Origin of the sequence: Gemmobacter sp. LW-1 (genome assembly GCF_001303875.1) — a bacterium.
Lineage (GTDB): Bacteria > Pseudomonadota > Alphaproteobacteria > Rhodobacterales > Rhodobacteraceae > Gemmobacter > Gemmobacter caeni.
Genome location: NZ_LJSC01000011.1, coordinates 1 through 25,940 on the forward strand (window position 1 = coordinate 1; position 25,940 = coordinate 25,940).

At 63.8% G+C, this 25,940-nt stretch carries 25 protein-coding genes and 1 pseudogene; 18 read left to right on the plus strand and 8 right to left on the minus strand.

From position 1 onward, the window contains the following. A pseudogene (gene trgB, locus AO684_RS01570) lies at positions 1 to 693 on the plus strand (tellurite resistance ADP-ribose pyrophosphatase TrgB); the annotation flags it as partial. 12 nt (positions 694 to 705) lie between these two features. On the opposite strand, the gene AO684_RS01575 reads toward trgB, so the two are convergent. Then, complete coding sequence (locus tag AO684_RS01575; protein WP_054301067.1) at positions 706 to 1,662, minus strand: LysR family transcriptional regulator; 957 nt, start codon at positions 1,660 to 1,662, stop codon at positions 706 to 708. A gap of 97 nt (positions 1,663 to 1,759) precedes the next feature. Between AO684_RS01575 and AO684_RS01580 the strand changes: the two genes are divergently transcribed. From AO684_RS01580 to AO684_RS01600, 5 genes are all read left to right on the plus strand, one after another. After that, positions 1,760 to 3,091, plus strand: coding sequence for an aspartate aminotransferase family protein (locus tag AO684_RS01580; RefSeq protein WP_054300997.1), 1,332 nt, complete (start codon positions 1,760 to 1,762; stop codon positions 3,089 to 3,091). Beyond that, positions 3,088 to 4,005, plus strand: a complete 918-nt coding sequence (locus tag AO684_RS01585) for a 3-keto-5-aminohexanoate cleavage protein (RefSeq protein ID WP_054300998.1) — start codon at positions 3,088 to 3,090, stop codon at positions 4,003 to 4,005. The genes AO684_RS01580 and AO684_RS01585 overlap by 4 nt, the downstream gene beginning before the upstream one ends. Next, entirely contained in the window at positions 4,002 to 4,439 is a 438-nt protein-coding gene (locus tag AO684_RS01590) for a GNAT family N-acetyltransferase (RefSeq protein ID WP_054300999.1), read from the plus strand. Before AO684_RS01585 ends, AO684_RS01590 begins: the two co-directional genes overlap by 4 nt. Beyond that, positions 4,436 to 5,449 (plus strand): histone deacetylase family protein, encoded by a 1,014-nt coding sequence (locus tag AO684_RS01595; protein ID WP_054301000.1) that lies wholly within the window; start codon positions 4,436 to 4,438, stop codon positions 5,447 to 5,449. The genes AO684_RS01590 and AO684_RS01595 overlap by 4 nt, the downstream gene beginning before the upstream one ends. Before the next feature lie 300 nt (positions 5,450 to 5,749). Then, on the plus strand, positions 5,750 to 7,093 hold the full coding sequence (locus AO684_RS01600) for an NAD(P)-binding domain-containing protein (RefSeq protein WP_054301001.1): 1,344 nt from the start codon (positions 5,750 to 5,752) through the stop codon (positions 7,091 to 7,093). A 293-nt stretch (positions 7,094 to 7,386) separates the two neighbouring features. On the opposite strand, the gene glnT is transcribed toward AO684_RS01600, so the two are convergent. From glnT to AO684_RS01620, 4 genes are read right to left on the minus strand one after another with little or no spacing between them, the layout of a single operon-like run. Next, positions 7,387 to 8,694 carry a type III glutamate--ammonia ligase gene (gene glnT / locus AO684_RS01605; protein WP_054301068.1) on the minus strand — a complete coding sequence of 436 codons (1,308 nt, stop codon included), beginning with the start codon at positions 8,692 to 8,694 and terminating at the stop codon, positions 7,387 to 7,389. A gap of 30 nt (positions 8,695 to 8,724) precedes the next feature. Further along, positions 8,725 to 10,053: an FMN-binding glutamate synthase family protein gene (locus AO684_RS01610; protein ID WP_054301002.1), complete on the minus strand. Its 1,329-nt coding sequence runs from the start codon at positions 10,051 to 10,053 to the stop codon at positions 8,725 to 8,727. Between the two features lie 9 nt (positions 10,054 to 10,062). Further along, complete coding sequence (locus AO684_RS01615) at positions 10,063 to 10,752, minus strand: GXGXG domain-containing protein (RefSeq protein ID WP_054301003.1); 690 nt, start codon at positions 10,750 to 10,752, stop codon at positions 10,063 to 10,065. Positions 10,753 to 10,754: 2 nt separating this feature from the next. Next, positions 10,755 to 11,651, minus strand: a complete 897-nt coding sequence (locus AO684_RS01620) for a glutamine amidotransferase family protein (RefSeq protein WP_054301004.1) — start codon at positions 11,649 to 11,651, stop codon at positions 10,755 to 10,757. 300 nt (positions 11,652 to 11,951) lie between these two features. Here AO684_RS01620 and AO684_RS01625 point away from each other — a divergent pair, with 300 nt between their 5' ends. The 11 genes from AO684_RS01625 (at position 11,952) to AO684_RS01670 (ending at position 21,200) form a co-directional block, all read left to right on the plus strand. Beyond that, positions 11,952 to 12,242, plus strand: a complete 291-nt coding sequence (locus AO684_RS01625) for a hypothetical protein (RefSeq protein ID WP_082400635.1) — start codon at positions 11,952 to 11,954, stop codon at positions 12,240 to 12,242. Between the two features lie 3 nt (positions 12,243 to 12,245). After that, positions 12,246 to 12,623 (plus strand): hypothetical protein, encoded by a 378-nt coding sequence (locus AO684_RS01630; RefSeq protein WP_054301006.1) that lies wholly within the window; start codon positions 12,246 to 12,248, stop codon positions 12,621 to 12,623. 3 nt (positions 12,624 to 12,626) lie between these two features. After that, positions 12,627 to 12,797, plus strand: a complete 171-nt coding sequence (locus AO684_RS21960) for a hypothetical protein (protein WP_170120537.1) — start codon at positions 12,627 to 12,629, stop codon at positions 12,795 to 12,797. 1 nt (position 12,798) lies between these two features. Beyond that, positions 12,799 to 14,193, plus strand: coding sequence for an APC family permease (locus AO684_RS01635; RefSeq protein ID WP_054301007.1), 1,395 nt, complete (start codon positions 12,799 to 12,801; stop codon positions 14,191 to 14,193). Beyond that, on the plus strand, positions 14,193 to 14,870 hold the full coding sequence (locus tag AO684_RS01640) for a hypothetical protein (protein WP_054301008.1): 678 nt from the start codon (positions 14,193 to 14,195) through the stop codon (positions 14,868 to 14,870). Before AO684_RS01635 ends, AO684_RS01640 begins: the two co-directional genes overlap by 1 nt. After that, positions 14,861 to 15,178, plus strand: coding sequence for a hypothetical protein (locus AO684_RS01645; RefSeq protein ID WP_054301009.1), 318 nt, complete (start codon positions 14,861 to 14,863; stop codon positions 15,176 to 15,178). Before AO684_RS01640 ends, AO684_RS01645 begins: the two co-directional genes overlap by 10 nt. A 279-nt stretch (positions 15,179 to 15,457) precedes the next feature. After that, a complete protein-coding gene (locus AO684_RS01650; RefSeq protein WP_054301010.1) occupies positions 15,458 to 17,140 on the plus strand; it encodes an APC family permease in 1,683 nt (560 codons plus the stop codon). A 185-nt stretch (positions 17,141 to 17,325) separates the two neighbouring features. Beyond that, positions 17,326 to 18,465 carry an aminomethyltransferase family protein gene (locus AO684_RS01655; RefSeq protein ID WP_054301011.1) on the plus strand — a complete coding sequence of 380 codons (1,140 nt, stop codon included), beginning with the start codon at positions 17,326 to 17,328 and terminating at the stop codon, positions 18,463 to 18,465. A 105-nt stretch (positions 18,466 to 18,570) separates the two neighbouring features. Further along, a complete protein-coding gene (locus tag AO684_RS01660) occupies positions 18,571 to 19,179 on the plus strand; it encodes a dimethylamine monooxygenase subunit DmmA family protein (protein ID WP_054301012.1) in 609 nt (202 codons plus the stop codon). After that, positions 19,176 to 20,141 (plus strand): PDR/VanB family oxidoreductase, encoded by a 966-nt coding sequence (locus AO684_RS01665; RefSeq protein ID WP_054301013.1) that lies wholly within the window; start codon positions 19,176 to 19,178, stop codon positions 20,139 to 20,141. The genes AO684_RS01660 and AO684_RS01665 overlap by 4 nt, the downstream gene beginning before the upstream one ends. 9 nt (positions 20,142 to 20,150) lie before the next feature. Further along, positions 20,151 to 21,200 (plus strand): DUF3445 domain-containing protein, encoded by a 1,050-nt coding sequence (locus AO684_RS01670; RefSeq protein WP_054301014.1) that lies wholly within the window; start codon positions 20,151 to 20,153, stop codon positions 21,198 to 21,200. A gap of 7 nt (positions 21,201 to 21,207) precedes the next feature. On the opposite strand, the gene AO684_RS01675 is transcribed toward AO684_RS01670, so the two are convergent. Continuing rightward, positions 21,208 to 21,906 (minus strand): helix-turn-helix domain-containing protein, encoded by a 699-nt coding sequence (locus tag AO684_RS01675; protein ID WP_082400637.1) that lies wholly within the window; start codon positions 21,904 to 21,906, stop codon positions 21,208 to 21,210. Positions 21,907 to 21,983: 77 nt separating this feature from the next. Between AO684_RS01675 and AO684_RS01680 the strand changes: the two genes are divergently transcribed. Continuing rightward, on the plus strand, positions 21,984 to 22,991 hold the full coding sequence (locus AO684_RS01680) for a GlxA family transcriptional regulator (RefSeq protein WP_054301070.1): 1,008 nt from the start codon (positions 21,984 to 21,986) through the stop codon (positions 22,989 to 22,991). 117 nt (positions 22,992 to 23,108) lie between these two features. Here the strand turns inward: AO684_RS01680 and AO684_RS01685 are convergent, their stop codons facing one another. Both AO684_RS01685 and AO684_RS01690 read right to left on the minus strand, forming a co-directional pair. Beyond that, positions 23,109 to 23,498, minus strand: a complete 390-nt coding sequence (locus AO684_RS01685; protein ID WP_054301015.1) for a cyanoglobin — start codon at positions 23,496 to 23,498, stop codon at positions 23,109 to 23,111. Between the two features lie 5 nt (positions 23,499 to 23,503). Beyond that, positions 23,504 to 25,870 carry a DUF1989 domain-containing protein gene (locus tag AO684_RS01690; protein WP_054301016.1) on the minus strand — a complete coding sequence of 789 codons (2,367 nt, stop codon included), beginning with the start codon at positions 25,868 to 25,870 and terminating at the stop codon, positions 23,504 to 23,506. Positions 25,871 to 25,940 lie beyond the last annotated feature (70 nt).

Consider the following 25,940-nt stretch of genomic DNA (forward strand, 5'->3'; position numbering starts at 1 on the left):
GCCGAGGTGGTGCGGCGTTACCGGCTGATGCTGGTGCGGGGCGCCAGCCGGTTGCGGGCCGTCGAGGCGCCGCCGGTCACGCGGCGGCATCGGGCGACGGCGGGCGATGTGGTGGTTGACCGCTTTCGCCAGCCCTATGCCAATTTCTTCGCCATCGAAGAATACGATCTGCGTTATCGCCGCTTTGACGGTCGCATGAGTGAACAGATCAACCGCGCGGTCTTTGTCTCGGGCGATGCGGTGACGGTGCTGCCCTATGATCCCGTGCGCGACCGGGTGCTGCTGATCGAACAGTTCCGCGCCGGTCCCTACGGGCGGGGCGATCCGCAGCCCTGGCTGCTGGAGGCCATCGCAGGACGCATCGACCCGGACGAGACGCCGGAACAGGCCGCCCGGCGTGAGGCGGTGGAAGAAGCGGGCCTGCATCTGGGCGCGCTGGAGAAAGTGGGCGCCTATTACCCTTCGCCGGGGGCAAAAAGCGAATACCTCTATTCCTATGTTGCGCTTTGCGATCTGCCCGACGGGGTGGAGGGCGTGTTTGGCGTCGAGGGCGAGGCGGAAGATATCCGCGGCCATCTGGTCGGCTTCAAGGAATTCATGGCGCTGGTCACCTCGGGTGAGGTGGACAACGGGCCGCTGCTGGTGACGGCGCTTTGGTTGCAGCGCGAAAGGGCGCGGCTGCGCGGGGCTTAGCCCGGTGGCGGATCAGGGGCCGTAGATGCGCTGCTCGGGCGGGGTTTCCGCCAGAAGTGTATCGAGGATGGCCAGAAACGCCGCCTCGGCCCGGTTCCGTCGTGCGCGCGGGTTGCGGGCCAGATAGACGTCGATGGCGGGCGGATCGTCCTGCGGCGGCAGGCGCCACAGGCGCCCGGCGCGCAGATCCTCCTCCACCACATGCAACGGCAAAGGCCCGATGCCGAGGCCCGCAAGGATCATCCGCCGCACCTCCTCCAGATGGGTGGACTGGCCGACCGGGCCGGAAAGCCCGGCCCGCTGGCGCAGTTCAGTCACGGCGGCCAGCGCATCGCCCATCCGATCGGTCTGGAAACTGACGGCGGTGTGGCCCGCGAGGTCCGCCAGTGTCAGGCCGGACCGGGCATAAAGCGGGTGCGGCGGCCCGCAGAACAGACCGAAGAACTCGCGATAGAACACTTCGGTTTGCAGATCGCTGCGCGGATCGGTCATCAGACAGATGGCAAGGCTGGCCTGGCCCTCGGCCAGTCGTGTCAGCGCCTCGCGTGAGGGCAGGATGTCGATGGACAGCGTGGCCCTGGGGTGGGCCGCGTGAAACCGGCGCAAAGCCGCGTCCAGCAGGGGCGAGACAACATGCGAGGCCAGTGCCAGCGTGACCTCGCCCGCCACTGCGCCCGAGGCTTCTGCCATCGCCTCGGCCCCGCGCAGGATGGCGGCGCGCACGGCCTGCGCCTCGGCCAGCAGGGCCATGCCCTCGGGCGTCAGGGTGAAACTGCCCGCGCTGCGGTCGATCAGCCGGTGGCCGGTGCGTTCCTCCAGCCGTTTCAGCGCCTGGCTGACCGAGGGTTGCTTCAGCCCCAACCTTTCGCCCGCCCGCGTTACCGACCCGGCCTCTGCCAGCGCGAGAAAGACCCGCAGCAGGTTCCAATCGAGGTCACGGGCGAGCTTTTCGGCGGGGCTGAGACGCATGTCATTCACTGTATCAATGATGCGGATTAAAACAATCCATTTGGAGAATGCGGTGCCATGCGCCATCCTCAGGGTGAACCTCGCCCGGAGACTGATGATGAGCCACCTGTTCTACCTTTCCACTGCTGCGCGGCCCGTGCTGGACCGTGCCGAAGGGATCTACATGTGGGATACTTCCGGGCGGCGGTTCATTGACGGATCGTCGGGCGCGATGGTCAGCAATATCGGCCATTCCAACCCTGCCGTTCTGGCTGCGATGCGGGCGCAGATGGACAAATCCACCTTCGGCTACCGGCTGCATTTCGAAACCGAACCGGGTGAGCAACTGGCCGCAAAGGTTGCCGCGCTCAGCCCGGAGGGGATGGAGAAGGTATTCTTCGTCTCCGGCGGGTCGGAGGCTGTGGAAAGCGCGATGAAGCTCGCCCGGCAATATGCGGTGGTCACCGGGGAGGCAAGCCGGTGGAAAGTGATCTCGCGCTTCCCGTCCTATCACGGATCGACGCTGGGGGCGCTGTCGGTGACGGGGTACGATCCGCTGACCGATCCGTTCCGCCCGATGATGGTGGAGATGCCGAAGATCCCCGCGCCGCGCGCCTATCTTGACGGTCTGGACATGGATAACCCCGCCACCGGCGCGCATTACGCGGCGATGCTGGAGGACCGCATTCTGTCCGAGGGGCCAGAGACAGTGCTGGCCTTCATCCACGAACCCGTCGGCGGCGCCTCGACCGGCGCGCTGGTGCCGCCCGCGGGCTATATGCAGGCGGTGCGCGCGATCTGCGACAAATACGGTGTGCTGCTGATCCATGACGAGGTGATGAGCGGCGGCGGCCGCGTCGGCACCTTCCTTGGCGGCGACCTTTGGGGCGTGGCCCCGGATATCATTGCGATTTCAAAGGGTTTCGGTGCGGGCTATGCGCCGCTTGGTGCCATGATCGCGCAGGATCGCATCGTGCAGGCGGTGCAGGATGCGGGCGGTTTCCTGCACGGCCATACCTATGCCGGCAATCCGCTGGCCTGCACGGCGGGCCTTGCCGTGCTGACCGAGATTGAGCGGCAGGATATGATGGGCAACGCGAGCAAGGTGGGGGCTGTTCTGAAACAACGCCTGAAGAACCTGATGCAACGCTATGGCTTCATTGGTGATGTGCGGGGTGAGGGGCTGTTGCTGGCCTTCGAGTTTGTTGCCGGTCGCGAAACAATGGCGCCACTGCCGCGCGAAATGAAGGCCTTCGATGATCTGGTCGAACGTGCCTATGCCGAGGGGCTGATCATCTATTCCCGCCGCACGCGCGGTGGTTATGAGGGTGACCATTTCCTCGTTTGCCCGCCGATGATCACGACCGAGGCACAGGTGGACGAGATCATGGAGAAACTGACCCGTGCGCTGGATGGGTTCGCGGATGCTCATGCGGGAGCATTGGCATGAAGATCATCATCTCCTGCGCTATCACCGGCTCGATCCACACACCCAGCATGTCGCCCTATCTGCCGTTCCGGGCCGAGGATATTGCGGCGGAGGCAATCGGCGCGGCCAAGGCGGGTGCTGCGATCCTGCACCTGCACGCCCGTGACCCCGAGACGGGCCGGCCCTCTGCCTCCCCGGTGCATTGGCAAGGCTTTCTGCCTGCGATTTCAAACGCCTGCGATGCCGTTCTCAACATGACCACCGGCGGCTCGGCAGTCATGACGCTGGATCAGCGGCTGGAAGCGCCACTGACTTTCGCGCCGGAAATGTGCAGTCTCAACATGGGGTCGATGAATTTCGCGCTTTATCCCATGGCTGCGAAACCCCGCGACTGGCGGTTCGACTGGGAAGAGCCGTTCCTGCGCACCTCCGACGATCTGGTGTTCAAGAACACCCCGCGCGACATCGCAGGCGTCTTGCAGCGCATGGGCACCGAACGCGGCGCAAGGTTCGAGTTTGAATGCTATGACGTAAGCCACCTTCACATGCTGCGCCACTTCGTTGACCGCGGGCTGGTTGACGGGCCGATCTTCCTGCAATTTGTCATGGGCGTTCTGGGTGGTATCGCGCCAGAACCCGAGCATCTGATCCACCTGCACCAGACAGCGCAGAAACTGTTTCCGAAGTTCGAATGGTCGGTGCTGGCGGCGGGACGGCGGCAGATGGAATTCGCCGCTATCGCGGCGGCGATGGGCGGGCATGTCCGCGTCGGGTTGGAGGACAACCTTTACCTCTCGAAAGGCGTACTGGCGAAATCCAACGCCGAACAGGTTGAAAAGGTGCGCGGCATTGTCGAGGCGCTGGGCCGCAGTCCCGCCACGCCCGACGAGGCGCGCGCACTGCTGGGCCTGAAGGGACGGCAGGTCTACGCATGATCCGCGCCGCGACGGTTGAAGATGCCGCAAGGGTCATGGCGGGTCTGCAAGCTCTGGCCGCCGACATGGGTGATCCGTTCCGCACGACCGGGGCGCAGGTGGCTACCGCCCTTGCCAGCGGTGCGATCCGTGCCGAGCTGGCCGATCACGGCCTAGCGCTCTGGTCGCCGTTCCTTTCCACCACGCGGGGGCGGATGGGGGCCTATGTCTCTGACCTCTGGGTCGGGGCAGAGGCGCGCGGGCAGGGGCTGGGCCGCCAGTTGCTTGCCGCCGTTCGTAACCGGGCCGAGGCAGAATTCGGGGCCAGCTTCCTGCGCCTTGCCGTCTATGACGATAATCCGCGTGCGCGGGTCTTCTATGACCGGCTGGGGTTCACCCCGAAAGCCGATGAAATCTGGCTGACGCTGGAAGGCGCGGCCCTGGAGGCAGTATGAAAGCGTTTCTCGATGACCGGCAGGTCGGGCATGACCCGCAGATGTTCATGGCAAACGGCACGCGCCTGCCGAACCCGGAAAAGCCCGAACGCATCGCAGTGCTGAAAGCCGGGGCCGAGGCGGCAGGCGCCCGCTTCGCGCCACCGCGCGATTTCGGCATGGGGCCGCTGGCGGCGGTGCATACGGCCGAATACCTCGCCTTCCTGCAAACCATCCACCCGCGCTGGAAACGGATCGAGGGTGCGGCGGACGAGGTCATTCCGAATATCCACCCTGACCGCCGCAGCGCCAATTATCCGAAATCCGCCGTGGGGCAAGCTGGATGGCATCAGGCCGATACCGCCTGTCCCATCGCCGCTGGCACATGGGAGGCGGCCTATTGGTCGGCCCAGACCGCGCTGAGCGGTGCTGAATCCGTGCTCGCAGGTGAAACCACCTATGCGCTCTGCCGCCCGCCGGGGCATCACGCCTTTGCCGATCTGGCGGGGGGCTTTTGTTTCCTCAACAATTCCGGCATTGCCGCTGAATGGCTGCTGCGCAAGGGCCTGCGCCCGGCGATCCTTGATGTTGACGTGCACCACGGCAATGGCACCCAGGGCATGTTCTATCACCGCCGCGACGTGCTGACCGTCAGCCTGCACGCCGACCCTGACCGCTTCTATCCGTTCTTCTGGGGCGCCGCGCAGGAACGCGGCGAAGGCGAGGGGCTGGGCTACAATCTCAACCTTCCGCTTCCGCGCGGCACGGGCGACGCCGATTACCGCGCGGCTCTTGCCACGGCGCTGGCCCGCATCCACGCTTTCGGCGCGGATGTCATCGTTATTGCCCTGGGCCTCGACGGCCATGAGGATGACCCTTTTCAGGGCCTGAAGATCACCACCGAAGGCTTCACCCGCATCGCGGCCGACATCGCCGCCACCGGCCTGCGCCTCCTCGTGGTGCAGGAAGGCGGCTACCTGCAACCGAAGCTGGGCGCCAATCTGACCGCCTTCCTCAAGGGCCTTGCCTGAGCTTTCATCCTGGCGAAAATGTCTCGGGTGTGAGCCTCGCAGGCGGGAGGGGACGGGCAGTCCCCCTGGGCATATTGACACGGTCGTCGGGGCCAGATCCGCGGCAGCCGGCACGAGGGGGCTCGATGCCCCCGAGGGCCGGGCCCCTTGCCGGCAGCGGTCAAATATTGCCGAAAACTTGGGCGATGCGACAGATTTGAATTTCCTGACAGGAAGAATATTTGACACATAGGGCAGAATCTCTTTAGCTATCAGGCAACGAGGGCCAGAGCGGCCCCGCGCACCAGCAAGGAGAGCCATATGTCCAAACGTGTCGCCGTGATCGGAGCCGGGCCTTCGGGTCTTGCCATGCTCCGCGCCTTCCAGTCCGCCAAGGCCAAAGGGGCGGATATCCCCGAAGTCGTCTGTTTCGAGAAGCAGGGCAACTGGGGCGGGCTGTGGAACTACACCTGGCGCACGGGACTTGATGAGCATGGCGAGCCGGTGCATTGCTCGATGTATCGCTACCTCTGGTCGAACGGCCCGAAAGAGGGTCTCGAATTCGCCGACTATTCCTTTGAGGAACATTTCGGCAAGCAGATCGCCAGCTATCCGCCGCGCGCCGTGCTGTTCGACTATATCGAGGGCCGGGTGAAGAAGGCTGGCGTGCGCGACTGGATCCGCTTCAACACCACGATCCGCATGGTGCGCTATGACGAGGCGAAGGGCACCTTCACCGTCACCGCGCATGATCTGGAAAACGACCGGATGTATGACGAGGAATTCGACAATGTGGTCGTGGCCTCAGGCCATTTCTCGGTGCCGAATGTGCCGGAATATCCGGGGTTCGACAAGTTCAACGGCCGCGTTCTGCATGCCCATGACTTCCGCGACGCGCGCGAATTCGCGGGCAAGGATCTTCTGCTGCTGGGGTCGAGCTATTCGGCCGAGGATATCGGTTCGCAATGCTGGAAATATGGTGCGAAGTCGATCACGGTCGCCTATCGCAACGCGCCGATGGGCTTCAAATGGCCCGAAAACTGGAAGGAAGTGCCGAAGCTGGAGCGGGTGGATGAAACCACCGCCTATTTCGCCGATGGCACATCCAGGAAAGTCGATGCGATCATCCTCTGCACCGGCTACAAGCACCACTTCCCGTTCCTGCCGGATGACCTGCGCCTGAAAACCGCGAACCGGCTGGCGGCGGCTGACCTCTACAAGGGCGTGGTCTGGGTGAACAATCCGAAGATGTTCTACGTCGGCATGCAGGACCAGTGGTTCACCTTCAATATGTTCGACGCCCAGGCCTGGTGGGTGCGCGATGCCATCATGGGCCGCATCGCCGTGCCGACCGACAAGGCCACGATGCTGAAGGATGTCGAGGCGCGCGTGGCCGGCGAGGATGCCGGTCAGGATGCGCATGACGCGATCCATTATCAGGGCGATTACGTCAAGGAACTGATCGCCGAGACCGATTACCCGTCCTTTGATGTGGACGGCGCCTGCGAGGCCTTCTTCGAGTGGAAGGACCACAAGAAGGAAGACATCATGGGCTTCCGCAATCACGCCTATCGCTCGGTCATCACCGGCTCCATGGCGCCTGTCCACCATACGCCCTGGAAGGATGCGCTGGAGGACAGCATGGAAAGTTATCTGCGGAACTGAACCCCCTTTCACCCGCAGAACTGGACCCCGGAGGCAGCTCCGGGGTTTTCTTTTGCGCTGTCCTGAAACCGGGTGCCGGCCCACGGGGCATCGAGCCCCGTGGGCCGGCATTGCCATGGCCTGCGGATCCGGCGGTGCGGTAATCCGGCCGGTGTGGTGGTGGGGAGGGAGGCGTTTTGAGTATTTGGGCAAGAAGCAAGGGGCGGGGGCGTCTGGCGGGGCGTTTGGCTGGGCTGTGGAAATGACTGCGGCCCCGGCAGGGTGCCGGGGCCGGAGACAGGTTTTGCGCGGGATCAGACGTCCAGCGTGTTCTCGTGTTCCCAGCGCGAGAAATGCGAGACGAAGCTGTTCCATTCCTGCTGCTTCAGCTTCAGATAGGCGGAAGAAAACTCCTCGCCCATCATCGATTTCAGCGTCTTGTCCTTGTCGTATTCGCGCAGCGCATCGAGCAGGTTCAGTGGCAGTTTCGGCGCGCCTTTCACGGTATGGCCCTGCTGATACATGTCGATGTCGTAGCGACGCCCCGGATCGGCATTGGTGCGCACACCGTCCAGACCGGCGGCAAGGATGATCGCCTGCATCAGATAGGGGTTTGCGGCGCCATCGGGCAGGCGCAGCTCGAACCGGCCGGGGCCGGGGACACGCACCATATGGGTGCGGTTGTTGCCGGTCCAGGTGACGGTGTTCGGCGCCCAGGTCGCGCCCGAGGAGGTGCGCGGCGCGTTGATGCGTTTGTAGCTGTTCACCGTCGGGTTGCAGATCGCGGCCAGCGCCGAGGCGTGCTTCATGATGCCGCCGAGGAAGTGGCGGCCCTGATCGCTGAGGCCCAGTTCCTTGCTGTTATCAGCGAAGGCGTTCTTCTTGCCGTCGAGGCTCCAGACCGAGATATGGGCATGGCAGCCCGAGCCGGTCAGGCCCTTGAAGGGTTTCGGCATGAAGGTGGCGCGCAGACCGTGCTTTTCGGCCACCGATTTCAGCATGAACTTGAAGAAGCTGTGCTTGTCGGCGGTGGCGAGCACGTCATCGTATTTCCAGTTCATCTCGAACTGGCCGATCGCATCCTCGTGGTCGTTCTGGTAGGCTTCCCAGCCGAGTTCCAGCATGTAGTCGCAGACTTCGGCGATCACATCGTAGCGGCGCATGACCGCCTGCTGGTCGTAGCAGGGCTTTTCCGCGGTATCCCACGGGTCCGAGATCTGGTCGCCTTCCGGGGTCAGCAGGAAGAACTCCGGCTCGACCCCGGTCTTGACGCGCAGGCCTTCCTTGGCGGCCTCGTCGACCAGACGGCGCAGCACGTTGCGCGGGGCCTGGGCAAGCGGCTTGCCTTCCATCACGCAATTGGCGGGAACCCAGGCGACTTCGCGCCGCCAGGGCAACTGGATGACCGCCTCGGGGTCGGGGACCGCCATCATGTCGGGATGGGCGGGGGTCAGGTCCAGCCAAGTGGCGAAGCCGGCAAAGCCGGCTCCGTCTTCAGCCATGTCATTGATCGCCTGCGCCGGAACGAGCTTGGCCCGTTGCCCTCCGAAGAGGTCGGTGTAGGAGATCATGAAATACTTGACGCCCTTGTCCTTTGCCCATTTGGCAAGGTCTTTCACCATCATTTAACTCCCTGTTCTATCTTTTTATTCTCAGAAGCCGCCGTTGCGGCCGGGGATCCAGCTGGTCCCGGCCAGCGGCACGCCTGCCATGGCGGCGGATTCGATCGTCAGTGCACAGAGATCCTCGGGTTCGAGGTTGTGCAGATGGTTCTTGCCGCAGGCGCGGGCGATGGTCTGGGCTTCCAGCGTCATCACCTTGAGATAGTTCTTAAGCCGGCGCCCCCCTAGGATCGGGTCGAACCGCTTGAAGAGGTCCGGGTCCTGGGTGGTGATCCCGGCGGGATCCTTGCCCTCGTGCCAGTCGTCATAGGCACCGGCGGTGGTGCCAAGCTTCTGATACTCGGCCTCCAGCGCCGGGTCGTTGTCGCCCAGGGCCACAAGGGCCGCGGTGCCGATGGCGACGGCATCAGCGCCCAGCGCCATGGCTTTGGCCACATCGGCGCCGGTGCGGATGCCGCCGGAGACGATGAGCTGCACTTTGCGGTGCATACCGAGGTCTTGCAGGGCCTTCACCGCCTGCGGGATGCAGGCGAGGATCGGCATGCCGACGTTTTCGATGAACACGTCCTGCGTGGCGGCGGTGCCGCCCTGCATGCCGTCCAGCACCACGACATCGGCCCCGGCCTTCACGGCCAGCGCGGTGTCATAATAAGGGCGGGCGCCGCCGACCTTCACATAGATCGGTTTCTCCCATTCGGTGATCTCGCGGATCTCAAGGATCTTGATCTCCAGATCATCCGGCCCGGTCCAGTCGGGGTGGCGGCAGGCCGAGCGCTGGTCGATGCCCTTGGGCAGGTTGCGCATCATGGCCACGCGGTCGGAGATTTTCTGGCCCAGCAGCATGCCGCCGCCGCCGGGCTTCGCGCCCTGACCCACCACGACCTCGATCGCATCGGCGCGGCGCAGGTCGTCGGGGTTCATGCCATAGCGCGAGGGCAGGTATTGATAAACCAGCGTTTTCGAATGCCCGCGCTCTTCCTCCGTCATGCCACCGTCGCCGGTGGTGGTCGAGGTGCCGGCCTCGCTGGCGCCACGGCCAAGCGCCTCTTTCGCCGGACCCGACAGGGCGCCGAAGCTCATGCCCGCAATGGTGATCGGGATGTCGAGGTGGATCGGCTTCTTGGCGAAACGGGTGCCGAGCCAGATGTCGGTGGCGCATTTCTCGCGGTAGCCTTCCAGCGGATAGCGCGAGATCGAAGCGCCGAGGAACAGCAGGTCGTCGAAATGCGGCAGGCGCCGTTTGGAGCCGCCGCCCCGGATGTCATAGATGCCGGTGGCCGCGGCGCGGCGGATTTCGGCGTTCACATCGTTGGAGAAGGTCCAGCTCTGCTTGGGCGGGGTATGCGGAAAATCGGTCATTCTGGCGCCTCAGTAGGCCGACGCATTGTCGACGTTGAAATTGTAGAGCTTGCGGGCAGAGCCGTAGCGCTTGAACTCTTCGGGTTTGGCCAGATGATCGGCCTCGCCGCGCTTCAGCAGGTCGGCCAGAAGCTCCAGATGTTCGGGGCGCATCTCTTTCTCGATGCAGTCGGCGCCCAGCGATTTCACACTGCCGCGCACGAAAAGACGGGCCTCGTAGAGCGAGTCTCCCAGCGCGTCCCCGGCATCGCCCAGCACGACCAGATTGCCCGATTGCGCCATGAAGCAGGACATGTGGCCGATGTTGCCATGCACCACGATGTCGATGCCTTTCATCGAGATGCCGCAGCGCGAGGCCGCATTGCCCTTGATGACCAGCAGGCCGCCGCGGCCGGTGGCACCGGCATATTGCGAGGCGTCGCCATCCACGATGACGGTGCCCGACATCATGTTTTCGGCAACGCCGGGGCCGACAGAGCCCTTCACCCGCACGGTCGCCTGCTTGTTCATACCGGCACAGTAATAGCCGGTCGAACCTTTCACCGTCACGTCGATGGGGGCATCCAGCCCCACCGCGATGGCATGTGAACCCTTGGGGTTCACGATTTCCCATTCGGTCTGGTTGGTGGTGCCGTTCAGGCCGTGAAGCGTCTGGTTCAGCGCGCGCAGGCCCTGCGCGGCGAGGTCGAATGTCTGCATGTTCAGCGTTCCCAGAAGTAGACGGTGGCGGGTTCCGGTTCCCAGACACGGGCATTGTCGATGCCCGGCAGGTTGACCAGCGCGCGATATTCGGAACCGAAAGCGACATACTGATCGGTTTCGGCCATGACGGCGGGCTTGCAGGCAATCGGGTCGCGCACGACGCCGAAGCCGTCCTTGGTGCCCACGACGAAGGTGAAGAAGCCGTCCAGATCGTCGAGACCCGATTCCAGCGCCTGACCGAGGTTCTGGCCTTCCTTCAGCTTGTGGCTGACATAGGCGGCGGCGACTTCGGTGTCGTTCTGCGTCTCGAAGGTCATGCCCTGGCGGATCAGCTCGCGGCGCAGGCCGTTGTGGTTGGACAGCGAGCCATTGTGCACGAGGCACTGGTCAGACCCGGTCGAGAACGGGTGCGCGCCCATGGTGGTCACGGCCGATTCGGTGGCCATGCGGGTGTGCCCGATGCCATGGGTGCCCTGCATGTGGGCCACGTCGAAGCGGGCGGCCACATCCTTGGGCAGGCCGACTTCCTTGTAGATTTCAATGCCTTCACCGGCGCTCATCACCTTCACATTCGGGGCGATGTCGCGGATTGCATGGCGCGCCGCTTCCAGCCGGTCGGAGGGCAGATCCAGCACCGCATGGGTGTCTTTCTGCGCAAGCCGGACATGGCTTCCGATAGCCTTGCCCAGCTTGTCGGCCAGATCCGCGAAATCGCGGTCGGGATCGGCCGATTGCACGGTGAGTTTGGCATGGCCATCCTTCCCGCGCGAATAGATCGCGATGCCGGCGCTGTCAGGCCCGCGATCCGTCATGGTGATGAGCATATCCGTCAGGAGTTCGCCAAGCCGGGGCTCCAGCTTGGGGTCCTTCAGGAACAGTCCGACAATACCGCACATGGTGTCGACTCCTTGATGGGCGAATTTCCATCACGCTAGCACCGGATTTTTCACCTTTCAACTGGTAAGAAACAAATTTTCATCCGGGGGAATGAAGGGCGGAAATGGCAAGATTGTCGTCGCATTCACCGCCCTGAAATCCAGTGATTGATCAATTTTTGGGCGTTGTTCGCATCTGTCGATGGTTTTCTTGACAGAATGTCGCAGGGAGTGTTTCCTCGTGGAAAAAATAATTGCCGGACAGAAAAGCTCGCCCCGCGCGACCGGCGCTTGAAAGGGGAAAAACAGGGAGGAATTGACGTGTCTGATCTGACGAGACGGATCGAGACCATGCACCGTCGCGACGTGATGGTTGCCTGGGCTTTCGTTCTGGGACTTTGGTTCTCCATCATCTTTGTGGCGCTGGCCACCTGGGCGCTGGCCCCCACGGGCGGTGCGCGTATCACTCTTCTGATCGGCGGTGCCATCGTGCTGCTGTTCAATACCGCTGCCATCCTCGCCATGCTGCGCCATTACCGCGAGGACCGCGATTTCATGTACGGGCTGGACATCAAGTTCCTTGATGCCGCCCGCGATGCGAAGGGGCGTTAAGACATGGCGCGTTATACCCCCCCGACGCAGGGCAAGCTTGGCCAGATCATCGACGTGATCGTGCTGCTGATCATGGCCATCGGTGCGCTTTACATCCCGCTGTGGATGGGGCTGGCCGGATCTGCCGTGACCTCGACGGCAGTCGAGAATCCGACCTGGGAAAGCCTTGGCCAGAACGAGACCATGGTGGCGCAGTGGGAAAAGCTCGGCTTCGCCGATGCCGCCTCTGCCGCCGAGATGATCACCGCACGATTCGACTACAGCTTCTCCGTCGGGGCGCTGCTGGCGATGATCGTGGTCATCGTGGGCTATTACGCGATCCTGCTGCGGTTTTCCGAAAAGGAATACCGCGAGGTGATCGCCGAGAAGTTCGAGGAATAAGCGATGGATCTTTGGGACGTTCTTGAACTTGCAGCCTGGGGCGCCTCGGCGCTGTTCGGGCTGTTCATCGTGATCGACTGGATCAGGACCGACAGTACCTATTCGGAAGACATGCTGACTTCCTCCCGCGAAGGCGAGCTGGAGGCCATGACCGAAGAAAGCCACCGGGGGTAACATGGCACAGACGGATACAACCGAACACGTTGGCCTTGCCCGGGTGCTGGGCCCGGCCCATGTCTGGGCGCTGGGGGTCGGCATCGTTCTCGTCGGCGAATACATGGGCTGGAACTTTGCCGTCGGCAAAGGCGGGGCCTATGCGGCGCTGATGGCCTGCTGGTTCGCGGGCATTCTTTATACCTGTGTCGCCATGATCGATTCGGAGGTGACATCGACCGTCGCCGCCGCCGGCGGGCAGTATACTCAAGCGAAACACATCGTCGGGCCGCTGATGGCCTTCAACGTCGGCCTTTACCTCGTCTTCGCCTATACGATGCTGGAAGCCGCAAATGCGATCACGGTGGGTTTCCTCGTCGATACCGTCGCCACGATGAGCGGGCACGAGGGCGGGCTGGATCAGCGGCCCTTCATCATTCTCGCGATCATGTTCCTTGCATGGCTGAACTATCGCGGCGTGCTGGCGACGCTGACCTTCAACCTTGTCATCACCGCCATCGCCTTCACCGCCATTATCATCCTCTTCCTCAGCACCTCGGGCATTCTGGGTGTGGGCGAGATGAATCACGCGGCGCTGATGTCGGGGCAGGCGGCCATGCCCTATGGCTGGCTTGGCGTGCTGGCGGCGATGCACTTCGGCCTGTGGTATTACCTCGGGATCGAGGGCACCACCCAGGCCGCCGAGGAAGTGCGCAGCCCCGCACGTGCGCTGCCCTTCGGCACGCTGGCGGGGGTGATGACGCTGGCCATCGCCGCCACGCTGACATGGTATGTCTGCGCGGGTCTGATGCCGTGGGAATACCTTGGCCAGTCGGGCGTGCCGCTGTTCGACGCGGCGCGACTGTCGGGGTCGACCTTCCTGATGGTGCTTCTGGGAATCGGCACGCTGTTTGCCACGCTGGCCTCGGCCAACGGCTGCATCAATGATGCCAGCCGCGCATGGTTCGCCATGGGGCGCGACAAGTATCTGCCGGGCTGGTTCGGCGCGGTGCATCCGAAATACCGCACGCCCTATCGCGCGATCATCTTCCTTGTGCCAATCGCCCTGATCTTCGCGCTGGGGGCGCCGCTGGATCAGGTGATCACCTTCTCGATCCTGTCGGGGCTGCTGGAATACACCTTCATGCCGCTGAACATCATCCTGTTCCGCCGCAAATGGCCGCTCGACACCATCAAGCGGGGCTATGAACATCCGTTCCATCCGCTGCCTGCCATGGTGCTGCTGGGGCTTTGCGGTCTGGCCTTCTTTGCAGTGTTCCTTGGCTATGGCACGCAGCTGGTGGCGATGATCGTGTTCTATATCGTCGTGTCGCTGTGGTTCCACTTCTGGCGCTACCGCTTCGTCAACCGGGGGGCGCAGTTCACCATGCCCTGGCCGAAGCCGCGGGGGTACTGATGGCGCTGGGACTTCTGGTTCTGGCACTGGGCGGGGGGCTGGTCTGGCTGGCCCTCCGTCTGCGCGCCGCCGCCTCTGTCCGCGCAGCCACGCGGGCAGGGTATTTCGATGCCGTCCTGCCGGGGCTTGAGGGCGCGCGGCGGGGCAGGGCACCCACCGGCTTTCCCCGTGTAGCAGGCCGGATGGGCGGGCTTGAGCTGGACCTTCAGGTCGTGCCTGACAGCCTGACCTTCCGCAAACTGCCCGCGCTGTGGCTTCTGGTTACCGCGCTGGAGCCGCTGCCGCTGTCGCAGCGCATCCATCTGATGACCCGTCCGCGCGGGGTGGAGCCTTTCTCCAACATCGCGCGCCTTCCGGTGCAGACGGCTCTGCCGCCCGGATTTCCGGCCGATGCCATGCTGAAAAGCGAGGCACCGCTGACTGCGGACGAGGCCGCCCTGCTGCGCCTGCATCTGGATCTGTTCGATGATCCGCGTGTGAAGGAACTGGTTCTCGCGCCGGAGGGGCTGCGGATCGTCTGGCTGGCCGACGAGGCGGAGCGTGGCCGCTATCTGCTGTTCCGCGAGGCCGAACTCGGGCAGGAGCCGCTGGCGCCGCACGCCCTCTCGCCCCTTGTGGCGCGGCTGCGGGCAATCCGGGCCGATATCCTGCGCGAAGGGATGCGGAAATGCGCCTGACCCCGCCGCCGCCCGAGCCGCGCAAGGTGTTGGCCGCCGCCATCGTGCTTCCAGGGGCGGGGCAGGTCTGGAACGGCGAGCCGCAGCGCGGGCTGATTTTTCTGTTCTTCATCTTTCTTCTGGGCGGCTTCACGGCCTTCACCGCCGGACCCGACATCTCCTTTGTCGGCCGCTTTGCCGGCGGTTTTTTCGTCTGGGCCATGGCGATCATGGATGCCTATCGCCGCGCGCGGATTCGATTCGAGATCTGGCGCCATGCCAACCGGCAGGCTACCGCCGCGCGCGCAGGTGCCGAAACCGCATCATAGGACAATCCCGCTGCCGTTTTTTCGGGCGTGCCATTGCTGCGCGCCTCACGCGCTTGGCGAGTCGAAGAAAAAAATTTTCATCTAAAGCAAAAAACGCTTTGTGCGGCGGTCGGGGTGCGACAATCTGTGCAAACCGCGCGGCCGGGCAGGGAGCTGCCCGCCGGATCGGACGAAAGTCGATACCGCCCCGCATCGGGGCGGCTGCTTACAGGAACCGGCCGAAGGATCGCACGCAAGATGCGAGGCGCCGGGGCGAAACAGGGAACAGGGAGTATTCTCATGGCTCAGGAGAAAGGCTCGGGCGAACTCGTTCGGGCACTTGACTGGAAAGGCGCCTTCTGGGTGGCGGCAGGTGTGCCGCCGCTGGTGCTGTTTTCCATCGGCGGGATTGCAGGCGTGGCCGGTAAGGCGGCTTTCGTCGTCTGGATGATCTCGATGGTGATGGGCTTTCTGCAAAGCTTCACCTACGCGGAAATGGCCGGCATGTTCGGCAACAAATCGGGCGGGGCCTCCGTCTACGGGGCAACGGCGTGGCTGCGCTATTCCAAGCTGATTGCGCCCTTGTCGGTGTGGTGCAACTGGTTTGCATGGTCGCCGGTGCTGTCGCTGGGCTGTGCCATCGCGGCAGGCTACATCCTCAACGCGCTGTTCCCCATTCCCGCGGCAGACAGCCAGGTCGTGCTGGACTGGATGGCCGCGAATGCGGGCAAGACGGCGGAGGATGCGGTTGCCGCACTGACGCCTGCGCTCCGCAACTGGGAAGCCTTCAGCATCGGCATTCCGGGGCTGGGCAATCTGCACTTCAACTCGACCTTCGTGATCGGTGTGATCCTCATGCTGATCATCTTCGCGATCCAGCACAAGGGCATCGCCTCGACTGCGAAATCGCAGAAGGTGATGGCGCTGATCGTGCTGATCCCGCTTCTGCTGGTGGGCCTTGTGCCGATCCTGACCGGCGCGATCGACAGCATGAACGTCACCAACATCGTGCCGCCGACCGCCGCCTATTCGGGCGAGGATGGCGCCTGGGATATCGGTGGCTGGACGCTGTTCCTGGGGGCCATGTATATCGCCGCCTGGTCGACCTACGGCTTTGAAACCGCCGTCTGCTACACGGCCGAGTTCAAGGACCCGAGGACCGATACCTTCCGCGCGATCTTCTATTCCGGTCTGCTGTGCATCGTGTTCTTCTTCATGATCCCCTTCGCCTTCCAGGGCGTCCTGGGCACCAGTGGCATGCTGGCACCGGGGATCGTGGATGGCACCGGTATCGGCGAGGCGCTGGGGGGCATGGTCGGCGGGGGCCGCGTGGTGACGCAGATCTTCGTGATCCTGATGATCCTCGCGCTGTTCCTGGCCATCATGACCGCCATGGCGGGGTCTTCGCGGACGCTCTATCAGGGCTCGCGCGATGGCTGGCTGCCGCGCTATCTGGGGCATGTGAACGAGCACGGCGCGCCGACCAGCGCGATGTGGACCGACCTTGGCTTCAACGTCTTCCTTCTGGCGCTGGCCTCGGATGCGACGGGCTATTTCTACGTCCTCGCCATCTCGAACGTAGGCTACATCACCTTCAACTTCCTGAACCTGAACGCGGGCTGGATTCACCGGATCGACTCGGGTCACATGGAACGCCCGTGGAAGGCGCCGACCCTGCTGATCGGGGTGAACACCTGCCTTGCCTTCGTGAACGCGCTGTTCCTTGGGGCCGGGGCGAAGGTCTGGGGCTACTCCAATGCCCTGATCTCGGGTGCCATCTTCGCGGCGCTGATTCTGCCGGTGTTCTGGTTCCGCCATTACGTTCAGGACGGCGGCAAGTTCCCGAAGGAAGCCTACGAGGATCTGGGTCTGGCCGAGGGCGAACTGGGCGAGCGCAAGGCGGGGATACTGCCCTATGTCGCCCTGATCGCCGGGGTCTGCGTGGTGCTGTGGGCCAACTGGTTCTTCCAGCTGCCTGAATAAGCGGCAGGCATGTCTGCGGGAAGGCGGGGCGGTTGCCCCGCCTTTTCCATTTCCGACCTGTTCAGGGGCAGCCGACAGGAAAATTACCTAGCAGGAAAGTTTTTTGCACAAGATTGTTGATTTTGGGGGCGAGTCGGTTTCAACTGTTGCCAACCATCAAGAACAGGCTCTGACAGGAGGACTGCATGACCAATTCGTGGCGTTTCTCGACGCTCGCCGACCGGCACCGCGCGCTCGGCTCCAACCTTGAAGACTGGAGCGGGATGGGCACCGCCTGGTCCTATGAAAAAGGCGACCCGGATGCCGAATACATGGCCATCCGCACCAAGGCCGGACTCATGGATGTGTCGGGCCTGAAGAAGGTCCATATCACCGGCTCGGCAGCCAGCCATGTGATCGAACGCGCGACCACCCGGAACGTCGAAAAGATCATGCCCGGCCGGTCCGTCTATGCGACCATGCTGAACGACGGCGGCAAGTTCGTCGACGACTGCGTGATCTACCGCACCGGCCCGAATGCCTTCATGGTGGTGCATGGCTCCGGTCAGGGGCACGAACAGCTGACCATGGCCGCCACCGGCCGCGATGTCGCGATCCGCTTTGATGACAACCTGCACGACCTGTCGCTGCAGGGCCCGCTGGCGGTGGACTATCTGGAAAAGCATGTGCCGGGTATTCGCCAGCTTGGCTACTTCAGCCATATGCAGACCTCGCTGTTCGGCAAGCCCGCGATGATCTCGCGCACCGGCTACACCGGCGAGCGCGGGTATGAGCTGTTCGTGCGCGGGCAGGATGCGCCGATGGTCTGGGATCGCATTCTGGAAGAAGGCGCCGACATGGGGATCATCCCCTGCCGGTTCACCACGCTGGATATGCTGCGGACCGAAAGCTACCTGCTGTTCTTCCCCTATGACAATTCCGAGATGTATCCGTTCGACGACCAGCCGGGCGGTGATACACTGTGGGAACTGGGGCTGGACTTCACCGTCTCGCCGGGCAAGCAGGGCTTCCGGGGGGCGGAAGAACATTACCGCCTGAAGGGCAAGGAGCGCTTCAAGATCTGGGGTCTGAAGCTGGAAGGCAAGAACGTCCCCGGCAATGGTGCGCCGGTCTATCGTGGCAGCCAGAAGGTTGGTGTCGTGACGCAGGCGATGTATTCGCCGCTGAACGACTGGACGGTGGCCATCGCCCGTCTGCCGGTCGATTGCGCCAATGAAGGGACGAAGCTGACCGTCAACTGCGCCACCCATGGCGAGATCGGGGCGACGACCCATTCGATGCCGTTCTTCGATCCCGACAAGAAGCGCCGCACCGCGAAGGGCTGAACCCCGGTATCCCCCCGGCTCCTCCGGCGTCAGGCGCGAACGGCGCCGGCGGAGCCTCCGGCGGGGATATTTGGCCCAAGGTAAAAGCAGCAGGTGAAGACACACATGAGCAAGACCGATTTCGGACCTTCGATCAAGTCACGCCCCGTCTATGGCGTGCTGTCGCCGCGTCCCGGCTCCAGCCATCTGATCGTGGCGGACGGCGAGGGCGGTGCGGCGGTGGAGGCGCTGTTCGCGCAGGCGCCCGAGATGAAAGCGAAAGCGCATCTGATCTATATCCCCGGCGCCAATGGCACCGACATGAGCACGGCGATGGCCGCCCTGGGCGCCGGACAGTATAACCGCGCGCCGACCTATGCCTCGGTCCGTTCCCGCATCGTCAAGGTGCTGGGCGACGGCCATATGGGCCTGCAGGTCTATGCGACCGGCACCGAAAGCCTGATGGGGCAGGTGCAGCGCGACGCGATGGAGGCCGGGCTGCCGCATGACGCGGTGCAGACCGAACATCGCGGCTCGCTGGCCCGGCGGGTGCAATGCGTGCATTGCAAGGGCATCACCGAGAATGTGACGACCGATCCCTTCGTCTGTTCGCATTGCGGGCTGAACCTTTTCGTGCGCGACCATTACTCGCGCCGTCTGGCCGCCTTTCAGGGCGTGAACATCGACGCGGAAGACCCCGGTGAGGTTCCGCCTGCCGAGGAGCGTTTCAAATGAGTGTGGGGGCAGCGAAAATTCCGGTCGTCGTGACCGAGGTGGTCGAGGTCAACAGCCTGATCAAACGCTTCCGCTTCGTGCGCGAGGACGGCGGGCAGATGCCCGGCTTTTCCGGCGGCGCGCATACGGTGGTGGAAATGGACGATGCCGGAACCCGGCGTCTGAACCCCTATTCGCTGATGTCCGATCCGGGCGACCGTTCGGGCTATGAAATCTCGGTCCGGCGCGACGATACGGGGCGGGGCGGTTCGGCCTATATGCACCGCGAGGTGCGGCCGGGGATGAAGATGCTGATTTCCCCGCCGGTGAACCTGTTCGGGCTGGATCTGCGGGCGAAGAAACATCTGATGATCGCGGGCGGCATCGGTATCACGCCGTTCCTCGCGCAGATGGCGCAGCTTGATGCGATGGGCGCGCGGTTCGAACTGCATTACGCCGCCCGCGACCGCGAGCTGGGCGCCTATATGCCGGAGCTTTCGGCGCGCTATGGCGACCGGGTGCACCGCTATTATGATGCCGAGGGGCAGGCGATTGATCTGACCACATTGCTGGCCGGGCAGCCGCTGGGTACGCATCTTTACGTCTGCGGCCCGAAGGGCATGATCGGCTGGGTTCTGAAAACCGCCGCCGATCTGGGCTGGCCTGCCGGGGCGGTGCATTCCGAGGAATTCCTCGCCCCGCCCGTCGGCGTGCCTTTCACCGTGGAACTGGCGGTCAGCGGCAAGACCATCACCGTCGGCGCCGCGCAATCGCTGCTGGAAGCCATCGAGGCGGCCGGGGTCGATGCACCCTATCTGTGCCGGGGCGGGGCCTGTGGCCAGTGTGAAACCCATGTCATCGCCTGCGAGGGCGAGATCGAGCACAACGACCATTGGCTGACCGATGACCAGAAGGCGGGCTGCCGCCATATCATGCCCTGCGTCTCGCGCTTCAAGGGCGCGAAGCTTGTGCTGGAACGCTAGGAGACCGCGATGAGCCTCGACGATTTCTTCCACGATGAGACCTTCTTCGGCGATTACACCTTCAAGAACTCGCCGCGCGCCATCAAGCGCTTTCCCTTCCCGTTCCCCGAAGACGACTACATGTATTCGGTGAACATGGAGCCGCATGTGCCGGGCCGTCCCGGCTCGGTCTTCGAACATACGTTCGATGTGGACGAGCATTATGTGGCCGAGATGCGCGACCGCGCCCGCGTGTTGCGCGACGATCCGCTGCGCTGCCAGTCGCTGCCGCATATGACGCTGGCGGGCTGGGATCTGCTGGAGCTGATCATGGAAAGCTTCGCGCGGGATTATCCGCAGTGGTTTTCGCTGACGAAGAACGGCAATCAGTGGCACTGGATCAACCGGCCGCTGAACATCGACCAGAAGTTCACCTTCCTCGACGAATCCACGCTGCCCTGTGGGCCGATGGAATACATCACCCGGCAGGCGCAGGGCGATTTCACGCTTCAGGACCAGCGTAACGACAATCTGTGGATCGAGGCGGGCATGGTGACGACCCAGGCCGACTGGAGCCTGGATTTCGACATCGGGATGAGCTTTCACGAATGGCACGCGCCGGTTCCGAAGGCGCATGAGATGGGCGTGTTCGACCGGGCGCTGAAATTCCTGCTGCAACTTCAGCATGGTGCGCCGGTGCGGCGCTTCAACTGGACCATGACGGTCGATCCGCTGCTGGACACCAGCCCCGAGAATTATCCCAAATGGGGGCCGGGCAAGACGACGCTGACGAAGGACAACATCGGCCAGCGTCAGCATCTGCGGGTGGAATTGCAGACGCTGTTCCGGCTGCCGCGCTCGAATGCCATTGCCTTCCCGATCCGCTGCTATCTGTGCAGCTTCGAGGATCTGGTGACGCAGCCGAAATGGGCGCGCCGCCTGCACCGCGTCGTGCGTGACCTGCCGGATGAGCTGGCGACCTACAAGGGCTTCATCCGCAACCGGCCGCTGATGGTGGATTACCTGTCGCAGTTCGACGACGGCGCGCCGACCTCGCCGGGCTGGTGGCCCGACGAGTAAGGCTGCCTCAGGGCTGCGGGTAAGAGATGACCGACAGATAGCGGGCCGGCAGTTTCACCAGAACCTCCGGCCCGTGTGGGGCATCGGCATCGAAGAACAGACTGTCGCCGGGCTGCATGTGGAACAGCTGGTCGCCGTGGCGATACATCACCTCGCCTTCCAGCATGTACAGCAGCTCCACGCCGTCATGCTGGAAAGTGGGGAAGGTGTCGGATTCCTCGGTCAGCGTGATCAGATAGGGTTCGACCAGAACCCCCGAGGAATTGGAGCCGATATGGCCGAGGAGATTGTACTGATGCCCCGCACGGGTGCCGCGCCGCTCGATCTCGATATGGTCGCCGGCCTTCACATGCTGGACCTCGCGGCGTTCCTCGAACCGGCGGAAGAAGCTGGTGATCGGGGTGGAAAAGGCGTGGCTGAGAATTTGCAGCGTGGTCAGAGAGGGCGAGGTGATGCCATTCTCGATCTTCGACAGCATGCCGATGGACAACCCGGTGACCTGAGCCAGATCGGCGACGGTCATCCCCTGCTGGCGGCGGAAGGCGCGGACCTCGCGGCCGATGGCGGCCTCAAGGTTGCGGTCGGCCACTTCGCGCAGACGGTGCGGGTCTTGTTCGAAGGCGGGCTTGAGCCGGGCCAGGGCCGCGGCACCGTTGCTGTCGGGCAGGGCGTGTTCGTCGGGGGTTTCCGTGGAACTGTCAGTCATCAGGCACCTTCTACGAATAACGGCTGGTTTCACTATAGTGAAAAAATCATGGGTTCAACGAAAATAATGAGGGCATGATGGCACAAGCTGCGGTTCCGGCCCGACTGGGCTTTCTGCTGATGGAGGGCTTTCCGATGGCCTGCCTGACCTCGGCCATTGAACCCCTGCGCGCGGCGAATGAAATCACCGGGCGGCGCGAGTTCCAGTGGCGGCTGGTGGGCGAGGACGGCACGCCCGTCCGGTCATCGGCCGAGGTGCGGTTTGATCCCGACATGGCGCTGGCCGATGCCGAGGGCTTAGATTACCTGATGGTGCTGGCAAGCCCCACTTCGCGGTTTGAAAATCCGCGCCGGGCCTACGGGCAGCTGCGCTGGCTGGATCGGTCGGGGATCGTGCTGGGTGGCTTTTCCGGCGGGATCTTTCCGCTGGCAAGATCCGGGTTGATGGAGGGCTACCGCTGTTCGGTCCACTGGTGCTACGAGGCGGCGTTCAAGGCGGAATTCCCCGAGATCACAGCCAGCGGCAGCGCCATCCTGCGCGACCGGCGCCGCTATACCGTATCGGGCGCGGGGGCGGTGTTCGACCTGATGCTGCGGCTGATCGAGGAGCGGCTGGGCCGTGACGCGATGACCGAGGTGGCTTGCTGGTTCCAGCATCCCTTCGTGCGGGACGAGGACGCCAGCCAGAAGGTGCCGGTGGCAAAGCTTGGCGGCACCGATGACATGCTGCCCGGCCCGATCCGGGAGGCGATCCGCATCTTCGCGGAACATATCGAAGACCCGATCCAGATTTCCGATGTGGCTTCGGCGGTGGATCTGTCGGAACGGCATCTGGAGCGTTGCTTCAAACAGGCGACAGGGCAAAGCCCGCTGAAATACTATCGCCTGATGCGGTTGAAGAAGGCGCGGCAGCGGGTGCTTTATTCTACCGATACCATCACCGAGATTGCGCAGAGTGTGGGCTACGCCAGTTCCACCCCCATGGCGCGGCATTATGCGGAGGCTTTCGGGGTGAACCCGCATGACGAGCGGCGCCGGCTGAACGGGCTGCGCGGTCTGGCAGGGGCCATGCCGCCGCGCGACTGAACGTTGTTAAATTGAGCGCGGCCCGGTGGGCCGCGCGCGCCTGCGTCTCGCCGACCGGGCTGCGACCGGATCGGCTCGGGCGTGCCTCCGGCGGGGATATTTATGCCAGGATAAAGGTCACTCTGGGGTGCGGTTGACCAGCGCCGTGGCCGCGCGGCGCAAGGCTGCACGGATGCGGTCCACGCCTGCGCCGCCATGGCCGCAATCGGCAAGGGCGCGGTCCATCAGCGCCAGCCAGTCTTCGGCATCGCCCGCCGTGATCGGCACATGGTCGTGCAAAAGCCGCAGGTTCATGTGGCCGTGCTTTTCCATGTAATGTTTCCGGCCCCCGAGGAAGCCGGACAGGAAGTTCACCTGTTCCTCGCGCACATGTGCAAGGCCATGGCCCTGAAAGTGCATCGACATGATCCGCGCGCCCTGGGGATCGGTTTCGATCAGATCGTAGAAGCGGTTGACGAGGCGCTTGAGCGCCTCCTCTCCGCCAAGATCATCCAGGGGCGTGCGCATCGCCGTCAGCTTTGCGGGCGGGTTTTCTTGGGGTCGTAATGGCTCAGCGGCACGATCACCGCGGGCAGGCGCTTCTGCTGCCCGTCGAGCTTGCCGACCTCGACCTCGGTGCCGACCGCCGCATGAGCGACATCGACGCGGGCGAGGGCGATGTTCTTGCCCAAGAGTGGTGAACGCATGGACGAGGTGACGACACCGACCTGCGCGCGGCCAACATGGATGCAGTCGCCATGGCCGACATCGACATTCGAGTCGATGTCGAGACCGACGAATTTGTGGATCGGGTGCTCCTTGCGGCGGATCAGCGCCTCGCGGCCGATGAAATCATCCTGCTTGGATTTCAGCGGCACGGTGAAGCCGATCCCGGCTTCGAACGGGTCCGTCTGGTCGCTGAAATCATAGCCGGCGAAGATCAGCCCGGCCTCGATGCGCACCATATCCAGCGCGCCAAGGCCCATGGGACGCAGGCCGAGGTCGGCGCCATGTTCCCAGACCGCATCCCAGACGGCGGCGCCGTCTTTCGGGTGGCAGAAGATTTCAAAGCCGAGCTCGCCCGTATAGCCGGTACGCGAAACCACGACCGGGGCGCCGTCGGGGCCGCCGATCCGGGCGACCGTGAAGCGGAACCAGCCGAGTTCCTGCACCGTCGGCTGATGCGGCGGGGTCCAGATGAAGCGGCTGAGGATTTCGCGGCTGTTCGGGCCCTGAACGGCGAGGTTGTGCAACTGGTCGGTTGAGGACCGGATCATGACCTGAAGGCCCAGCTTTTCGGCCTGTTCACGCAGCCAGACCCCACCGTAATCATCGCCGCCGATCCAGCGGAACTGATCGCGGCCCAGACGGAACAGGGTGCCGTCGTCGATCATGCCGCCATGTTCATAGCACATGGCGGAATAGACCACCTGACCGACGCTGAGTTTCTTCACGTCGCGCGTCAGCGTCCACTGCATCAGCGCCTCGGCGTCGGGGCCGGTGACCTCAAACTTGCGGAGCGGCGACAGATCCAGCACCACCGCCTTTTCGCGGCAGGCCCAGTATTCTTCCAGCGTGCCGTTGGACGAGAATACCTGCGGCAGCCAGTAGCCCTTGTATTCGATCATGTGCCGGGTTTTCGCCTCGGTGCGGGCGTGGAAGGCGGTTTCCTTGGTCATGCGCGGCTCCGCGTCGGGGGTCGGTCGATAGGCGATGGCGCGGCTGAACTTTTCCTTGCCGTCATAGGTACGGACATGGATGTCGGTCAGGTTCCAGCCATTTGCGGGGGAGGTATCATCGGGGCAGGCGGACGAGACGCAGACGATATCGGTCAGCGCCCGGAACAGGACGTAGTCGCCCGGACGGCTCCACGGTTCGTCCGAGATCAGCACGCCATGGGCGTCGATCGCGGTGTTGAAGAACAGGTTCACCGCCATCCAGCCGGGGCGCGCCGTCACGCCATAGGGCGAAAGCGCGCCGTTGAAATTGTCAGAGCAGTTCACATGGCCCGGATAGCCGATGTCGTCATAGTATTTCGAGGCGCAGGCCATGGCGAAGGCATCGTGGCGGCCGCAGGTATCCTGCACCACCTCGATCAGCGGCAGCCAGTCCTGATCGTAGTATTTGGCATGCAGGCCGGGCATCGAATAGGCATGGCCCATCAGCGTGCGCGAGGTGGTCACGTCCAGCGCATGTTCCAGCCCCTTGTCGAGCTTGCGGGCCGAAAAGCACTGGAAATCCGTGCATTGGCGGCCATCGACATCAAGGATCTGGATATAGTCGCCTGCCTTCACGAAATAAGCCTGCGCGGTGGCGGATTTCACCCGAAGGTCCAGCACCGGATCGGCCAGCGGATCGGGCAGGTCAAATCCCGGTGCACGTTTCAGGCTGCTGCGGCGCAGGGTGACGACAATGGGCGTCGCGGTATCCTGTTCGCCCGGAACCATCGCGGTGCCAGGGGCTGCGACGATCAGCACACCGTCGGCCTGTGCCGTAAAGGTTTCCTCGGTTCCTGCCGGGGTGTCGGTGCCGAAAAGTTGCACGGCACCGGCTTTCGTCAGGTCGATGCCACGGCGTTCGATCCCCAGACGCAACCCGCCCATACCCGAACCGCTGCCTGTCAGCAGCGCCTTCAGCCCGCGTGCATCAGAATTGGCGGTCGCGCCAATCAGGCCGGCGTCTATGCGGCCCCGGCTGTCAGCGGCCACCAGCTCGGCCACCTGACCGCCCTCGGGGTTCTGAACCGTGATCCTGTCGCCGGTGACGACGGGGATGAGCCAGGCACCCATGCCCGGAATTTCGTGCCGTTCCTCGCCACTTTGCGCCCGCACGTTCAGGGGCGTCAGGATGCGCGAGGGGCGCGGCGGGCCGGGGCGGACTTGCGGATAGGTGTCGAGCATGAGAGCCTCCTGTCTCGCGGGGGCGATTGCCGTTCTGGAAAATAAGTTTATCCTGAGGAAATCTTTTCGC

What these genes read in the sequence shown, in the direction of transcription:
- AO684_RS01645 (WP_054301009.1), top strand. Translation starts at nt 14,861, where the DNA reads ATGCGCCTGACCCCGCCGCCGCCCGAGCCGCGCAAGGTGTTGGCCGCC.
- AO684_RS01615 (WP_054301003.1), bottom strand. Translation starts at nt 10,752, where the DNA reads ATGCAGACATTCGACCTCGCCGCGCAGGGCCTGCGCGCGCTGAACCAG.
- AO684_RS01610 (WP_054301002.1), bottom strand. Translation starts at nt 10,053, where the DNA reads ATGACCGATTTTCCGCATACCCCGCCCAAGCAGAGCTGGACCTTCTCC.
- AO684_RS01670 (WP_054301014.1), top strand. Translation starts at nt 20,151, where the DNA reads ATGAGCCTCGACGATTTCTTCCACGATGAGACCTTCTTCGGCGATTAC.
- AO684_RS01650 (WP_054301010.1), top strand. Translation starts at nt 15,458, where the DNA reads ATGGCTCAGGAGAAAGGCTCGGGCGAACTCGTTCGGGCACTTGACTGG.
- AO684_RS01690 (WP_054301016.1), bottom strand. Translation starts at nt 25,870, where the DNA reads ATGCTCGACACCTATCCGCAAGTCCGCCCCGGCCCGCCGCGCCCCTCG.
- AO684_RS01635 (WP_054301007.1), top strand. Translation starts at nt 12,799, where the DNA reads ATGGCACAGACGGATACAACCGAACACGTTGGCCTTGCCCGGGTGCTG.
- AO684_RS21960 (WP_170120537.1), top strand. Translation starts at nt 12,627, where the DNA reads ATGGATCTTTGGGACGTTCTTGAACTTGCAGCCTGGGGCGCCTCGGCG.
- AO684_RS01640 (WP_054301008.1), top strand. Translation starts at nt 14,193, where the DNA reads ATGGCGCTGGGACTTCTGGTTCTGGCACTGGGCGGGGGGCTGGTCTGG.
- AO684_RS01585 (WP_054300998.1), top strand. Translation starts at nt 3,088, where the DNA reads ATGAAGATCATCATCTCCTGCGCTATCACCGGCTCGATCCACACACCC.
- AO684_RS01620 (WP_054301004.1), bottom strand. Translation starts at nt 11,651, where the DNA reads ATGTGCGGTATTGTCGGACTGTTCCTGAAGGACCCCAAGCTGGAGCCC.
- AO684_RS01685 (WP_054301015.1), bottom strand. Translation starts at nt 23,498, where the DNA reads ATGCGCACGCCCCTGGATGATCTTGGCGGAGAGGAGGCGCTCAAGCGC.
- AO684_RS01595 (WP_054301000.1), top strand. Translation starts at nt 4,436, where the DNA reads ATGAAAGCGTTTCTCGATGACCGGCAGGTCGGGCATGACCCGCAGATG.
- AO684_RS01630 (WP_054301006.1), top strand. Translation starts at nt 12,246, where the DNA reads ATGGCGCGTTATACCCCCCCGACGCAGGGCAAGCTTGGCCAGATCATC.
- AO684_RS01600 (WP_054301001.1), top strand. Translation starts at nt 5,750, where the DNA reads ATGTCCAAACGTGTCGCCGTGATCGGAGCCGGGCCTTCGGGTCTTGCC.
- AO684_RS01575 (WP_054301067.1), bottom strand. Translation starts at nt 1,662, where the DNA reads ATGCGTCTCAGCCCCGCCGAAAAGCTCGCCCGTGACCTCGATTGGAAC.
- AO684_RS01660 (WP_054301012.1), top strand. Translation starts at nt 18,571, where the DNA reads ATGAGCAAGACCGATTTCGGACCTTCGATCAAGTCACGCCCCGTCTAT.
- AO684_RS01590 (WP_054300999.1), top strand. Translation starts at nt 4,002, where the DNA reads ATGATCCGCGCCGCGACGGTTGAAGATGCCGCAAGGGTCATGGCGGGT.
- AO684_RS01655 (WP_054301011.1), top strand. Translation starts at nt 17,326, where the DNA reads ATGACCAATTCGTGGCGTTTCTCGACGCTCGCCGACCGGCACCGCGCG.
- AO684_RS01680 (WP_054301070.1), top strand. Translation starts at nt 21,984, where the DNA reads ATGGCACAAGCTGCGGTTCCGGCCCGACTGGGCTTTCTGCTGATGGAG.
- AO684_RS01675 (WP_082400637.1), bottom strand. Translation starts at nt 21,906, where the DNA reads ATGACTGACAGTTCCACGGAAACCCCCGACGAACACGCCCTGCCCGAC.
- AO684_RS01665 (WP_054301013.1), top strand. Translation starts at nt 19,176, where the DNA reads ATGAGTGTGGGGGCAGCGAAAATTCCGGTCGTCGTGACCGAGGTGGTC.
- glnT (WP_054301068.1), bottom strand. Translation starts at nt 8,694, where the DNA reads ATGGTGAAAGACCTTGCCAAATGGGCAAAGGACAAGGGCGTCAAGTAT.
- AO684_RS01580 (WP_054300997.1), top strand. Translation starts at nt 1,760, where the DNA reads ATGAGCCACCTGTTCTACCTTTCCACTGCTGCGCGGCCCGTGCTGGAC.